The organism is Haloferula sp. A504, from assembly GCF_044385805.1.
GTDB lineage: Bacteria > Verrucomicrobiota > Verrucomicrobiia > Verrucomicrobiales > Akkermansiaceae > Haloferula.
Genome location: NZ_JBISBU010000016.1, coordinates 21,774 through 34,249 on the forward strand (window position 1 = coordinate 21,774; position 12,476 = coordinate 34,249).

Genomic DNA, 12,476 nt, shown 5'->3' on the forward strand with positions numbered 1-12,476 from the left:
ACGGAGGGCAAGACGGAGGGCAGGAAGGAAGAGGAGTTGGAAAGCGCGAATCATTGGACCTTCATGGGCTGAACAGGTGACCGGAAAATGCGAAAGTTGCGAGGATAGGTGCTGAGGAATTAGATCACCGGGAGGACAGAAGGAACACAAAACGCACGAGGGAGCTTGGAATAGAAGCTGACCCGCTTTCGCCAAGGCTACGGCGCGAGGAGATGGCAGGAAGGATGATTCTAAGGGCCCGAAAAATGATTGGCTATTCCGCCCTGTTTGCGTCGCATGAGTGGATGTCGACAACTTTCACCTCACCTACCGGTGCGTCGATCCACCATGTCACGGCGAATCCAGCCACCTCCGTCACTTCATAGGGCCTCCCCGTCTCCGGATCGGTGCGACGATAGTCTCCACCCAGATGCGCAATCTTTCCAAGAACCTGCAGGAAGCCCAATACCGCCGCTCGGCGCCTGCCCGTCCGGGGAAGAAGCCCAAGCGCGTCAACATGGGCATAGACCTTGTAGTCCCGTGCCATCAGTTCACGGCAAGATCGTCAACGCTGATCCAACTCTCTTTCGTCTGGTCCTCCACCCGGCGGCGGATTCTTTCCCAATAGCCCTGATCCTCCTCAAGTGCCAGTTCCGTCAGAAACGAAGAGAGCTTGTGCCTCTCCTCGCCAGAAAGGCCCCGAATCTCCTCTTTGATTTGGTCGATCGACATGGAGGCAGCATATGCCGGTTCGTCTGGATTTCAATACGGCAGCTGCGGGCTGGTGTTTCGGGAGGCGGCTATGCCGCAGTCTGAAGGTCTAAAGGTCCAACCGTCGCTTTTCAAGCTATGGCTGGCAGGCGGAAGTGCAGAAGCGGCGGGGCATTTCGGACTTTGTGACTTTCAGACTTTGGACTTTCGGACCGTTTGCCAGGAGCCGGTGTTTCGGTTGATTAGGGAGATTGAACCGCGCCCTACGTCGCTGTCCAGCTGTGAAGGGCAGGAAGACGCGGGGAACGCAAAGGAAGACTTTGACGGTGTTTCGGTGGTCGGTGGTCGGTGGTTCGGGAAGCGGGAGTCGGTGAGCGGCAGGCGGGAGAACTGCGATCCGGGCGGGATCCAGAGGTCGGGGTCAAAGAATCTCCCTGGAGAACGACTCGATGGACTCGGGATGCACCTCGAGTAGGTCGGCATCGGCGAGCATCGCAGACAATTGCGGCCACCGGCGAAGGAGAAGGCTTTCGAGTTCTTTCCTGCGGATGTTTCCCAAGCGCACCCAAATCACTTTCGGTGGAGGGCCTTCCAGGATGATCCGGTCAAAAAAGTCGGCGTCGCGTGTGAGCACGACCTGGTTCTTCTCCCGCGCGTGCTCCCAGATTTCGCCGTCGGTGGGTTGGCGCCCGAGGTCAGTTGCGTGGGAGCACGGGACCGGGAGGTGCTTTGCGAGGGAGAAAGGAAGATTCTCGTCGATCAGCAGGTGGTTCACGATGCAACCTTGACGGTCGAGCGGGAGGCACTGAGACGACGGGCATAGTCGATGCACGCAAGCACATCCTCCCGGGCAATTCGGGGATGGGCCTCAAGGACGTCATCCACGTCATCGCCCGCCCCCAGATAACCGAGAATCGTATCGACCGTAATCCGGGTGCCGCGGATGACCGGACGCCCGCCGCAAACATTGGGATTCAGCTCGATTCGCTCGATGTTCATGGATGAATACTACGCCTCCGGAAGCCCGGTCTCAAGGGCAGAGAAAAGATGCTGGAATGCTCAAAGGATGAGCCAGGGGGTGGTGTGAAGTGCCGAGTGATCGGTGATCAGTGGTAACTACTGGAATCGAACCGCAATCTACGTCGCTGTCCAGCTATGGAGGGCCAGAAGCTGCGGAGAGCGCAAAGGAAGACTCTGACGGTGTTTCGGTGACCGGTGTTTCAGTGACCGGTGCTTCGGTGGCCGGAGGTGCCGGTGTGTGGAGGACGGAAGAGACACAAGGTCCTCGCATTCGCTTTTCCACGTCCCGGCGCCTGCAATGCGCCGCTCCCTTCGGGCTTCGCCCGGAAGAAAGAGGGGGCAATTCGGCGCGATTCGCGCACCGCTATCCGGCGAAGGGAAACACACACCAGCGTTCAACACGAATTCGCCCCGCAACCCGGACATCTCAGCGGTCCAACAGTTTGCGGACGGCGACAAGCAATTCGGCGTTGTGGACGGTTGCCGAATCCCAGATGATCGAATCCTCGGTCTTGAAGTAAGAATGGGCCAGAACGTCACGAAATCCGGCGATGGCCCGCCAGGGAATCCCAGGGAATTGTCCTGTCAGATCTTCCGGGAGATGCTTCACCGCTTCTCCGATGATTTCGAGGTTGCGGGTCACCGCGTCCACGGTTCGTCGGTCGTCGATGAACCGGTCATAGTTGTAACCTAGAAGATAGGCCTCGATGGTTGTCGCAGCTTCAAGAATATCCTCCAGCCGGAGTTGGGGTCACGCGACATGGAGGAGTTCAGGCAAAATGCGGCGCATGAACCGCTCAGGGCAGGAACTGCGGGTATGGAGATCGACTGGCATCCGAAGACGATCTTCAAGAAAGAATTTCAGTCCCATGAACCGGTTCAATGTCGGAGGGGAGGAAAATTCCACCAGAAAATCCAAGTCCCTGGAGTTGTCCTCCCCCCGTGCAACGGAACCAAACAGCCAGAGTCCCGAGACCCCGAAAGGTTCAAGCTCCTGGCTCAATGAGCGGATGGATGAAATCAATGAGTCGCGGGTTTTCACGCGATGAAGATAAAGAACGTGGGAGCATTTTCAAGTGTGGAGCGCAGGGATACGAGGGCGGCTTGTCCGCCGGAGCCTTTGGCAGGGGCCGGGACGTTTCGGCGTTTTAGGAGCCGGTGTTTCAGTTCTTCAGTTCCTTGATGAACCGTTCGAAGTCGGGGAGATGACGGTCGAGGATGGCTTCGAGGATAGGACGCTGGAGTTCCTGATAGGCGTGGACGGCGATGTTGCGGAAGCCGACCATGTTGCTGAGCGCGCGGGCGGTCCCGGCCGAGAGCGCGCCCGAATTCTCAATCAGGCGGAAGGCGTCGCGACTGGATTGCGGGACTCCGAGCTTGTTCTCGGCAACGTGGTGCATGGCGAGATCAATCGCCGCTTCGCAGGCGCGGAGAAGGTTCAGGACGATGGCATCCTGAATCGTGAAATCGTCGAGGCGGGCAGGGTTGCCTTGGTATTCCTCGGCGATCCGGGCCACACAACGTCGGATGATCGCGGTCTTGTTCCGGACGATGTCGTCACTCATCGGGCGAGGATCTCCGCGCGCTCTTCATTGAGCCGGGCGTAGTCGGAAAGCGCCAGCATCTCGAACTGGCGGGCTGCGGAAAGGTCGGCCGCCTGCAATCGTTCGCCAGTGCGCAGGACCTCCTTGCGCATGACCGTCGAGGCGCGGTCGAGATCAACGAGGTCCACCTCCAGGTGGAGACGTTCGGCCAGGTGGTTGCCGAGTTCAAAGAGTTCGACAGGATCGAGCGGGGTCGATGTCAGGATCGCGAGATCGAGGTCCGACCCAGGATGCTGTCGGTCGGTGCCGTAGGAGCCGAACAAGTAGACCGCGGCAGGCTTGAGAACCTTGACGCTCTCAAGGATGGCATCACGTCGATCTGGAGACAGGCGGGGCATTGTTTTGGTGCCGAGTGATCGGTGATCAGTGATCAGTGGGTGGTGGAATCGGAATTTAGCTGCAACCTCCTTCGCCAAGGCTTCGGGGGTCAGGAAGACGGGAAGAGCGCAAAGGAAGATGAAGAGGCAGGGACCGGTGTTTCAGTGAGACCCATCCGCATCAATGGATTCCAGATGAGAACGCAATGATTCGAGTTCTTACCTGCCACAAAGCCGCCGATTTCATCAATCGCGGTCAGCAAATCGTGCCGAATGGCCTGGAGCCTATGCCGCATAAAGGGCTTCGCTGGTCTCCTCCAATTCCTTCTTGAAATGAGGATTCACCAAAGACCTCGAGGTGACAAGATCGACAGGACGATCCAGAAGCTGTTCCACGGCTTCCTTGAAGCCAAAAAATCTCTGGAATTCATTCACCAAGTCGGAGTCGTCGAATTCGACAAGCAAATCGATGTCGCTATCCGCACTGAAATCCTGGCGGAGCACCGATCCAAACGCTCGCAATGAAGACACACCAAATTGCTGGCACAATACCTCGAGTGCCGGAAGATGCGGCTTGATGTGAGGATTCATGAGAGTAGATGCTTAAACACTGCCCCCCCTTCGCCAAGGCTACGGCGCGACAAGACGGAGGGCGGGAAGGAAGGAGATGGTGTTTCGGGGTCGGGGGGCTGAAGTGTTCCCAGGAGGCGTCGGGAGTGGGGCCTGGAAGGTCGAAGGGTGTGACTTGGGAGGTTTTCAGGGGCTCAGGCGACTTCCATCATGGGGCGGGTCTTCGACTTCGGAAGTTCTCGTCCCGTCCCTTGGAAATGGCTAATCACATCTTCAAGTACCTCACACAGGTCCTTGAACACCTGCACCGGATCGTCGCCGTGAATCCCCGTGATCAAGTCCGGGCACTTCCCGATATAGGCCTGATCCTCCTCGGACCACTCCACCCATTTGTGATACTGATCGACTGTTTTCATTGCTCGACTTCTTCGATCGCTTTTTTGACCTGCTTTTCCTGATACGGTTTGACACTGAGGATATCCTGAAGATCGACGTCACCGACCAGCGCGGCGGAATCGGCGGGGCGCTTTGCCTCGATGCGGGCGAGGCAACGCCCGAGCGAGTCAAGTTTCCGCTGAATGAGGTGGCTATCCATGACTGAGCGGAAAATGGCGCTGCCGTCGCTGGCTCATCATGTCCTCGACCGCGGGTCGAAGATCCTCCTGCCAGTCGAGAAGGCGCTCGTAGAGAAGTCCACGGGCACCAGCCCGGCGGTCAACCAAGGTTTGGCCATGACGAAGAACCCTGCCGAGCAAGGCTCCTCCGGTGGTCGCCAGGTCGATGATATCGACGCTCCGTCCCGTCTTCCCGGCAATCCGGTCGGAAAGCTCCTGCCGACGTTCCGGGGTCATCGCCGCACCGCAGGAGACCGCGAGGTCGAGATCGCTGGAGGGACCCGAACGGCCCTCGGCGAAGGAGCCAAAAAGGATCGCAAGATCGATGTCCGGACTTCCCTCAAGGATGGGTTGGAGAGCGGAAATCATGGAGCACATGCTGAAATGGAGAGGCGGCTGCGCCGCCGTCGGAAGGTCCAGCGGTCGCTCTCCGAGCGATGGGCGGGAGGCGGGAGGCGGGAGGCGGGAGGCGGGAGGCGGGAGGCGGGAGGCGGGAGGCGGGAGGCGGGAGGCGGGAGGCGGGAGAAGATCGGAGCTGCGAGGGCGGGTGGCCACTTCGGACTTTGAGGCGAACGACCGAAGGATGGTATCTCAGATTCTTGCCCACCGTAGCCTTGGCGAAGGAGGGTCAGCTTTTCAGCGTTTATTCCAAACACGCTGCCGCCCTTGGTGAGAACCTGAGCGGTCACCTTCCCTGATCTCCTCGGCCGGAGGGCCGCCATGTGTGGTGTGACCCGAAGGACACGCCCAGAAGCATGGTCGATGGATTGGGTTGTTCAATTTTTTTTGAACGAAATTTGTGTGAAGATGAGGCGCTGTTGGCGAACGGGATCCGTCCAGGAGGACATGCTGTGTCGCTGCCGTTTCGCGACGGTGGAAGGCTGAAGATGCGCTCGGCAAGATGCCGAACGCTGCCGGCGGGACGCCGGCGCTCCCCTTTTCCGATCGCCCCTTCAGATGGCGGGCTTTGCGGCTGGCAACCCGCGGCGCTGGAGTGGGTTGCTTTGGTCGAGGAGAGGGCGCCACCAGGACTCGTGGTCGAGATACCATTCGACGGTCTGCCGCAGGCCGGTGTCGAGGGACCGCCGGGGTTGCCAGCCGAGTTCCGTCCGGGCCTTGGAGGAGTCGAGGGCGTAGCGGAAGTCGTGGCCGGGGCGGTCGGGGACGTGGTGGACCGATGTTTCGGCGGATCGGTGTTTCGGTGCTTCAGTAAGATCGTCGAGGATCCGCAGGAGCTTGGTGACGAGGTCGAGGTTGGGGAGGTCGTGGCCGCCGCCGAGGTTGTAGCTTTGACCCGGGCGGCCGCGCTCGAGAAGGAGAAGGAGGGCTTCGGCGAGGTCGTCGACGTGGAGCCAGTCGCGGACCTGGCGGCCGTCGCCGTAGATGGGAATGGTCTCGCCGCGGAGGGCCTTGAGGATGACGAGCGGGATGAGCTTTTCCGGGAACTGGCAGGGACCGTAGATGTTGCAGGGGTGGACGACGGTGGCCGGCAGGCCGTAGGTGGCGCTCCAGGCGCGAACGAGGTGATCGGCCGCAGCCTTACTGGCGGAGTAAGGCGAGCGGGGCGCGTAGGGACTGGATTCCGTGAAGGGTGGATCGTCGGTGCCGAGACTGCCGAAGACTTCGTCGGTGGAAAGATGGAGAAAGCGGGGAGTGGGGAGCGGGGAGCGCGGACCCTCCTTCGCCGAGGCTACGGGGGGCGGGTTGAGCCAGAAATCGCGGGCGGCTTGGAGGAGGGTGGAGGTGCCGGTGACGTTGGTCTGGATGAAGTCGCCCGGGTCGTCGATGGAGCGGTCGACATGGGTTTCGGCCGCGAGGTGGATGAGGCTTTCCGGCTGGAAATCGGAGAAGGCAGCGCGGACCGCGTCGGCATCGGCGATGTCGGCCTGGAGGAAGTGGTAGCCCGGGTGGCCGTCAAGGTCGGTGAGCGAGGCCGGATTGGCGGCGTAGGTGAGCTTGTCGAGGTTGAGGACCTGGTGACCGCGTCCGATGGCAAGGCGGACCAAGTTGCTGCCGATGAAGCCGGAGCCACCGGTGACGAGGAGGCGCATGAGTAAAAGCTGAAATCCTAAAACGCTGAATGCGGCAGGAGCGATAGCGACCCTTCTTACGGCGAAGCCAAACTGGCATGGCGTGAGCGCTAGCGAGGGCAAAAGCTGAAATGAAGAGAGGCGCTTCGCTCTTCAGTTTCCCGGATCTTTCTTGCCCGATGAGGGCATGGTTCAGCTACAGAAGATCTCGAAATTGATCCGGAGTCAGGCCTGCATCCTTCGCGATCGCTCCCATGGTGATCGCGTTGATTGGATTGTGCCTCGGAATGGTCAGTCGATTCTGGCCATCCGTCATGATGATGTGGCCCGACTGTCTGGCAATTCGGTAGCCGAGCTTCTTGAAAACGCGAAGGCATCCCGCTGGCCAATGCCCGGAATCTTCGGCATCAAATGGCGACGTCCAGGGTCTCCGTACTTCGGATTCCCGACTCTTCGGCTTCGACCTCAAGCCATCCGATGATGGCTTCCCGAATGGCTTCAAGAGCCTCTTCCCGAGTCGCCCCCTGCGAATGGCATCCAGGAAGATCCAAGCACGAAACCGACCAACCTTCGTCGGCTTCTATGAGGCGGATCCGATACTTCATAAGGTCAATGGTAATGAATCAGACGATGGGGTCAAATGATCAAGTCTGACGTGGACTTCTGGAGTAAACGCTGAAACGCTGGAAACTGAAATGCTGAAAGGAAGAGCCCAGGAGTGGGGCTTCGGGGGTCGGACACGAATGTCTGAAATCGTACGGCCCTCAGATCGTCACCGGGAAGTCGGGACAGAGGGCTGAGGTCGGGACGGTGACATCCGGTGCCGTGAAGAACTCGAGGTGGCCGTCGTCGTGGCAGAGCCAGACTTCGTCGGCTCCGGCGTCGAAGTAGAGCTTGCGCTTCTCGCGCATCTCGGAGGCGGTGTTGCTCGGCGACAGGACCTCGACGCAGATCTCGGGTGCGCGTTCGAAGGCGATCTGACCGTCGACCTCGGCGAAGCGTGCCTCGGAATACCAGCCGACGTCGGCCGCACGGACGCCATCGAGGGTGGACACGGGGCATTCGGGGAGTGCCTTGCCCCCCAGCAGACTGCGGAGGCGGAAGGCAATCTCGCCCTGACGGTCACTGTGTTTGCCAGCAGGTGGAGGGCTCATGAGGATCTGGCCGTGGGCGTTGGTCTCGATGCGGCCAGGGAGCTTCGCGAGCTCGGGGTCGGCGCACAGTTCCTCCCAGCGACGCCGGTTGAAGGCGAGCTGCTCTTCGCGGGGAGGAAGGTCGATGACCAGTTGCATTGGCTCAATAAACGCTGAAATGCTGAAAACTGAAATGCTGAAATGAAGAGGGGCGCTTCGCGCTGTCGAGTGCGCTCCTCGTTATCTCCTCGGGGCGCGACTGGGGTCGTGCGGTCCGTCCGACCGGATGCCGATTCGGAGATCGGCGGTCCGTTGCCAAGCTGATTTCAGCTTTTTAGCTTTTCCGTATCCTGCCCTCCGTAGCCTTGGCGAAGGGGGGTCAGCTTTTACCCTCAGACAATCATCCCGGCGGCGACGGTTTCGTTGGTGCCGGGGTCGACGAGGATGAAGGAGCCGGTCTGGCGGTTGCGGCGGTAGCTGTCGTGGATGACCGGGCTCGCGGTGCGCAGGGTGATGCGGCCGATGTCATTCATGGCGAAGCCGTCGATGCCCTCGACCTTGTGCAGGGTGTTGATGTCGACGTGGTACCTGACCTCGCGCACCACCGCCTGCATCTCGCGGGTCGTCTGCCGGAGGATGAGCTTGGCGCGGTGCTGCATCGGCTTGTTCGAGAACCAGCAGATCATCGCCTCGAGATCCTGTGCGACCTCCGGCGGGTTGTTCTTCTTGACGATCATGTCGCCCCGCGAGATGTCGATCTCGTCGTGCAGCGTGAGCGTGACGCTCTGCGGCGCGAAGGCCTCCTCGAGCGGTCCGTCCGCGGTGTGGATCTCCCTGATCTTCGACTGGAAACCCGAGGGCATGACCATGACCTCGTCGCCCGGCTTGAAGACGCCGCCGGCGACACGTCCGGCGTAGCCGCGAAAGTCGTGCCATTCGTCGCTCTGCGGACGGATCACCCACTGCACCGGGAAGCGGGCATCGACGTGGTTCTCCTCGCCGCCGACGTAGACGTGCTCGAGGTGGTAGAGCAGCGACGGCCCCTGGTACCAGGGCATGTTCTTCGACGGGTCGACGACATTGTCGCCGTTGAGCGCCGAGATCGGGATCGGGGTGATCTCGACGATGTTGTCGAGGCGCGAGGCGAACTCCTGGTAGTCCCGGACGATCTGGTCGTAGGTCTCCTGCGAGTAGTCGACGAGGTCCATCTTGTTGATGCAGACGACGACGTGCTGGATGCGCAGCAGGTTGGCGATGAAGCTGTGGCGCTTGGTCTGCTCGATCACGCCCTTGCGGGCGTCGATGAGGATGATGGCGAGGTTGGCGGTCGAGGCGCCGGTCACCATGTTGCGGGTGTACTGGATGTGACCCGGGGTGTCGGCGATGATGAACTTCCGCTTGGGCGTGGCGAAGTAGCGGTAGGCAACGTCGATGGTGATCCCCTGCTCGCGCTCGGCCTTGAGGCCGTCGGTGAGCAGCGCGAGGTTCACGTTCTCGTCGCCGCGGCGCTTCGAGCTGGCCTCGACGGCCTCGAGCTGGTCCTCGAAGATCGACTTGCAGTCGTAGAGCAGGCGGCCGATGAGGGTCGACTTGCCGTCGTCGACGCTGCCGGCGGTTGTAAATCGAAGTAAATCCATGGGAAAGTGCCGAGTGATCAGTGATCGGTGATCCGTGTCGTCGTCTCGGGAGTTTGAAGGTTCTTCAAGTCGATGAGGTAAAGGGTGAACTTGCGAAGTGGAGTTGGAGAGACTGTTGCCATCGTTCAAGACCACTGATCACCGATCACCGATCACTTGGCACTCCCGCCGCAGGTGGGCTTAGAAATAGCCTTCCTTCTTCCGATCTTCCATCGAGGTTTCGGAGCGTTTGTCGTCGGCGCGGTTGCCGCGCTCGGTCTGGCGGGCGGCGGCGACTTCCTCGATGATCTTGTCCATGGTGTCGGCATCGGACTCGACGGCGCCGGTGATGGTCGCGTCGCCCATGGTGCGGAAGCGGATCCGGCGATTGACGACTTCCTCGCCCTCACGCGGTTGGACGAACTCGCTGACGGCAAGGATCGTGCCATTGCGGACGAGGGTATCGCGCTCGTGGGCGTAGTAGAGGCTGGGGAGAACGATGCCTTCGCGCTTCATGTACATCCAGATGTCCATCTCGGTGAAGTTGGACAGCGGGAAGACGCGGAAGTGCTCGCCGGGGTGCATGCGGCCGTTGAAGAGATTCCACAGCTCGGGGCGCTGGTTCTTGGGGTCCCACTGGCCGAAGTCGTCGCGGTGCGAGAAGAAGCGCTCCTTGGCGCGGGCCTTTTCCTCGTCGCGCCGGCCACCGCCGAGCACGGCGTCGAACTGCTGCTCCTCGATGGTGTCGAGCAGGGTGGTCGTCTGCAGGCGGTTGCGCGAGGCGTCGGGTCCCTTCTCCTCGACCACGCGGCCCTTGTCGATGGACTCCTGGACCGATCCGACCACGAGCCGCGCGCCGAGCTTTTCGGCGAACTCGTCGCGGTACTGGATGGTCTCGGGGAAATTGTGGCCGGTGTCGACGTGGACCAGCGGGAAGGGCAGCTTGGCCGGGTGGAAGGCCTTGCGGGCGATCCACGCCATCACGATCGAGTCCTTGCCCGCGGAGAACAGCAGGCCCGGATTCTGGAACTGCGCCGCCGTCTCGCGGAGGATGAAGATCGCCTCCGCTTCGAGCTGGTCGAGATGGGAAAGGTTGTAGCTGGGCATCCTGTTAAACGCTGAAATTTTGAAACGCTGAGAAGCTGAAAGAGGCTGCAAATGACGTCGGACCGGAGTGTCTGACTTCCCTTGCGGGGCGCGGAGAAAAGAGGCTTGTCCCGGGTGAGGCAAGGATTAATTGGTAAGTTGCCTGACTTGGTGAGGATTTGGAATGACGGGTCCCGAGTCGGGCCGCGCCGACGCCCCTCTGGAACTTGGGGCTTTGCTTGGCGCGGAGACCACGGGGTGAACCCCGTGGTGACGGGCCTGCGCACCTCCGGCGCTTTTGACCCCTGGCTACGTGGTGATTCCCTTGTCGCGGAGGTATTCGAGGATCTCGAAGACCGAGTCGCGGGCGCTGGCGTGTTCGGTATCGAGGACCAGGTCCGGGTACTGCGGTTCCTCGAAGGCGCTGTCGAGACCGGTGAAGTCCTTGATTTCGCCGGCGGCGGCCTTGGCGTAGAGGCCCTTCGGGTCGCGGGCCTCACAGGTGGCGTAGTTGGCCTTGACGTAGAACTCGTGGAAATCCTTGCCGAGAATGCCCCGGGCCAGGTCGCGGAAGGCCCCGCGCGGGGTGATCAGTGAGCACAGGACGATCACGCCGTTGGCCGCCAGGACTTTCGCGAGTTCGGCGGTGCGGCGGATGTTTTCCAGCCGGTCGTTGTCGCTGAAGCCGAGGTTGCTGTTGAGCCCGCCCCGCAGGTTGTCCCCATCGAGCCGGACCGCAAAGCGGCCCTTTTCGTGGAGCACGTGCTCGAGGGCATTGGCAATGGTCGACTTTCCGGAACCGGAAAGCCCGCAGAACCAGAGGACGCAGCCCTTCTGGCCAAGCAGGGTTTCCTTGTGGTGGCGGGGCAGGGTATCGCTGGGATGGAGGTGCATGGGGTAAACGCTGAAATGCTGAAAATCTGAAACGCTGAAATGGGGGAAGCCGAAACCGTCCTGAAGGGATTGAACCACATCATTTCAGCTTTTCAGTATTTTAGCGTTTCCGCTTTTACTTTTTCGCGTGGTCGAGGAGGGAGTAGAAGAGGAAGAGGGAGTTGTGGACCACGTAGCGCTTGAACAGGCGGCGGGGTTCGGCGGCGAGGCGGTAGAGCCATTCGAGGCCGTTCTTCTGGAGAAAGGGCGGCGCCTGCGAGACCTCGCCGGCATGAAAGGCGAAGGCGGCACCGATGCCGAAATAGACGCCGGACGGCAGGCGGTCCTTGTGGCGGGCGATCCAGTGCTCCTGCTTGGGGCAGCCGAGCCCGACCCAGATCAGGTTGGCTCCGGAGTGCTCGATGGCGGCATGGATGCGATCAAACTCGTCGTCCGGCCATTCGCCGAAAGGCGGCGAGTAGCTGCCGGCAAGCACCGCCCGGGGAAAGTCGCGGGCGAAATTTTCTTCCAGTTTTTCCAGGGTCTCCGGCGCGCCGCCGAGGAGGAAGTGCCGAAACCCGGGCTGACCGTCGGTCGCCCGCAGCGTTTCCCGCATCAGCGTCGGGCCATAGACCCGGTCCTTGAGTTTTTCGTGCGGCGGGAGCTGGAGGTTCAGCGACCAGACCAGCGGCATGCCGTCGGGCACGATCAGGTCGAAGCGCCCGATGGACTTCCGGAATTCCGGGTCGTGACGGGCCATCGCCGCGACGTGCGTGTTCGCCGCCTCCACGGCAACGGTGCGGGTCGAGGCGAAGGCCTGGGAAAGAATCCACTCGATCGCCCCCGCGTAGTCGGTGCAGGCCAGCGGCAGGCCGATGACGGAACGGGTGAGCATGGGAGTGGCGCTTTCCAAGCGCCATACC

General features: G+C 61.1%; 20 protein-coding genes. All 20 read right to left on the reverse strand.

The features are described 5' to 3' along the window. Positions 1 to 253 precede the first annotated feature (253 nt). Positions 254 to 526, reverse strand: coding sequence for a hypothetical protein (locus ACG2LG_RS09850; RefSeq protein ID WP_396258557.1), 273 nt, complete (start codon positions 524 to 526; stop codon positions 254 to 256). Then, on the reverse strand, positions 526 to 711 hold the full coding sequence (locus ACG2LG_RS09855) for a hypothetical protein (RefSeq protein ID WP_396258559.1): 186 nt from the start codon (positions 709 to 711) through the stop codon (positions 526 to 528). The genes ACG2LG_RS09850 and ACG2LG_RS09855 overlap by 1 nt, the downstream gene beginning before the upstream one ends. A gap of 400 nt (positions 712 to 1,111) precedes the next feature. Further along, positions 1,112 to 1,465 carry a DUF5615 family PIN-like protein gene (locus ACG2LG_RS09860; RefSeq protein ID WP_396258561.1) on the reverse strand — a complete coding sequence of 118 codons (354 nt, stop codon included), beginning with the start codon at positions 1,463 to 1,465 and terminating at the stop codon, positions 1,112 to 1,114. Next, positions 1,462 to 1,689: a DUF433 domain-containing protein gene (locus ACG2LG_RS09865; RefSeq protein ID WP_396258563.1), complete on the reverse strand. Its 228-nt coding sequence runs from the start codon at positions 1,687 to 1,689 to the stop codon at positions 1,462 to 1,464. The genes ACG2LG_RS09860 and ACG2LG_RS09865 overlap by 4 nt, the downstream gene beginning before the upstream one ends. A 448-nt stretch (positions 1,690 to 2,137) precedes the next feature. Then, complete coding sequence (locus ACG2LG_RS09870) at positions 2,138 to 2,449, reverse strand: DUF86 domain-containing protein (RefSeq protein ID WP_396258694.1); 312 nt, start codon at positions 2,447 to 2,449, stop codon at positions 2,138 to 2,140. Positions 2,450 to 2,461: 12 nt separating this feature from the next. Beyond that, a complete protein-coding gene (locus ACG2LG_RS09875) occupies positions 2,462 to 2,752 on the reverse strand; it encodes a nucleotidyltransferase family protein (RefSeq protein ID WP_396258565.1) in 291 nt (96 codons plus the stop codon). Between the two features lie 121 nt (positions 2,753 to 2,873). Beyond that, positions 2,874 to 3,275, reverse strand: coding sequence for a DUF86 domain-containing protein (locus ACG2LG_RS09880; RefSeq protein ID WP_396258567.1), 402 nt, complete (start codon positions 3,273 to 3,275; stop codon positions 2,874 to 2,876). Further along, positions 3,272 to 3,652, reverse strand: coding sequence for a nucleotidyltransferase domain-containing protein (locus ACG2LG_RS09885; RefSeq protein WP_396258568.1), 381 nt, complete (start codon positions 3,650 to 3,652; stop codon positions 3,272 to 3,274). Before ACG2LG_RS09885 ends, ACG2LG_RS09880 begins: the two co-directional genes overlap by 4 nt. A gap of 264 nt (positions 3,653 to 3,916) precedes the next feature. Then, the gene (locus ACG2LG_RS09890) at positions 3,917 to 4,222 is read right to left on the reverse strand and encodes a nucleotidyltransferase family protein (protein ID WP_396258570.1); all 306 of its coding nucleotides are present in this window, start codon (positions 4,220 to 4,222) and stop codon (positions 3,917 to 3,919) included. Positions 4,223 to 4,395: 173 nt separating this feature from the next. After that, complete coding sequence (locus tag ACG2LG_RS09895; RefSeq protein ID WP_396258572.1) at positions 4,396 to 4,617, reverse strand: pilus assembly protein HicB; 222 nt, start codon at positions 4,615 to 4,617, stop codon at positions 4,396 to 4,398. Further along, the gene (locus ACG2LG_RS09900; RefSeq protein WP_396258573.1) at positions 4,614 to 4,796 is read right to left on the reverse strand and encodes a hypothetical protein; all 183 of its coding nucleotides are present in this window, start codon (positions 4,794 to 4,796) and stop codon (positions 4,614 to 4,616) included. The genes ACG2LG_RS09895 and ACG2LG_RS09900 overlap by 4 nt, the downstream gene beginning before the upstream one ends. Then, positions 4,789 to 5,184 (reverse strand): nucleotidyltransferase domain-containing protein, encoded by a 396-nt coding sequence (locus tag ACG2LG_RS09905; RefSeq protein WP_396258575.1) that lies wholly within the window; start codon positions 5,182 to 5,184, stop codon positions 4,789 to 4,791. The genes ACG2LG_RS09900 and ACG2LG_RS09905 overlap by 8 nt, the downstream gene beginning before the upstream one ends. Before the next feature lie 584 nt (positions 5,185 to 5,768). After that, complete coding sequence (rfbB, locus tag ACG2LG_RS09910) at positions 5,769 to 6,866, reverse strand: dTDP-glucose 4,6-dehydratase (protein WP_396258576.1); 1,098 nt, start codon at positions 6,864 to 6,866, stop codon at positions 5,769 to 5,771. A 175-nt stretch (positions 6,867 to 7,041) separates the two neighbouring features. Continuing rightward, the gene (locus ACG2LG_RS09915) at positions 7,042 to 7,161 is read right to left on the reverse strand and encodes a hypothetical protein (RefSeq protein WP_396258578.1); all 120 of its coding nucleotides are present in this window, start codon (positions 7,159 to 7,161) and stop codon (positions 7,042 to 7,044) included. A 91-nt stretch (positions 7,162 to 7,252) separates the two neighbouring features. Further along, entirely contained in the window at positions 7,253 to 7,450 is a 198-nt protein-coding gene (locus ACG2LG_RS09920; RefSeq protein WP_396258580.1) for a type II toxin-antitoxin system HicB family antitoxin, read from the reverse strand. Positions 7,451 to 7,609: 159 nt separating this feature from the next. Then, positions 7,610 to 8,137 (reverse strand): Uma2 family endonuclease, encoded by a 528-nt coding sequence (locus ACG2LG_RS09925; protein ID WP_396258582.1) that lies wholly within the window; start codon positions 8,135 to 8,137, stop codon positions 7,610 to 7,612. 233 nt (positions 8,138 to 8,370) lie between these two features. Beyond that, positions 8,371 to 9,633, reverse strand: a complete 1,263-nt coding sequence (cysN, locus tag ACG2LG_RS09930) for a sulfate adenylyltransferase subunit CysN (protein WP_396258696.1) — start codon at positions 9,631 to 9,633, stop codon at positions 8,371 to 8,373. 162 nt (positions 9,634 to 9,795) lie between these two features. Further along, positions 9,796 to 10,701, reverse strand: a complete 906-nt coding sequence (cysD, locus tag ACG2LG_RS09935; protein WP_396258584.1) for a sulfate adenylyltransferase subunit CysD — start codon at positions 10,699 to 10,701, stop codon at positions 9,796 to 9,798. Positions 10,702 to 10,989: 288 nt separating this feature from the next. Next, positions 10,990 to 11,574, reverse strand: coding sequence for an adenylyl-sulfate kinase (cysC, locus tag ACG2LG_RS09940; RefSeq protein ID WP_396258586.1), 585 nt, complete (start codon positions 11,572 to 11,574; stop codon positions 10,990 to 10,992). Between the two features lie 115 nt (positions 11,575 to 11,689). Beyond that, positions 11,690 to 12,448 carry a WecB/TagA/CpsF family glycosyltransferase gene (locus tag ACG2LG_RS09945; protein ID WP_396258587.1) on the reverse strand — a complete coding sequence of 253 codons (759 nt, stop codon included), beginning with the start codon at positions 12,446 to 12,448 and terminating at the stop codon, positions 11,690 to 11,692. Positions 12,449 to 12,476: the final 28 nt, after the last annotated feature.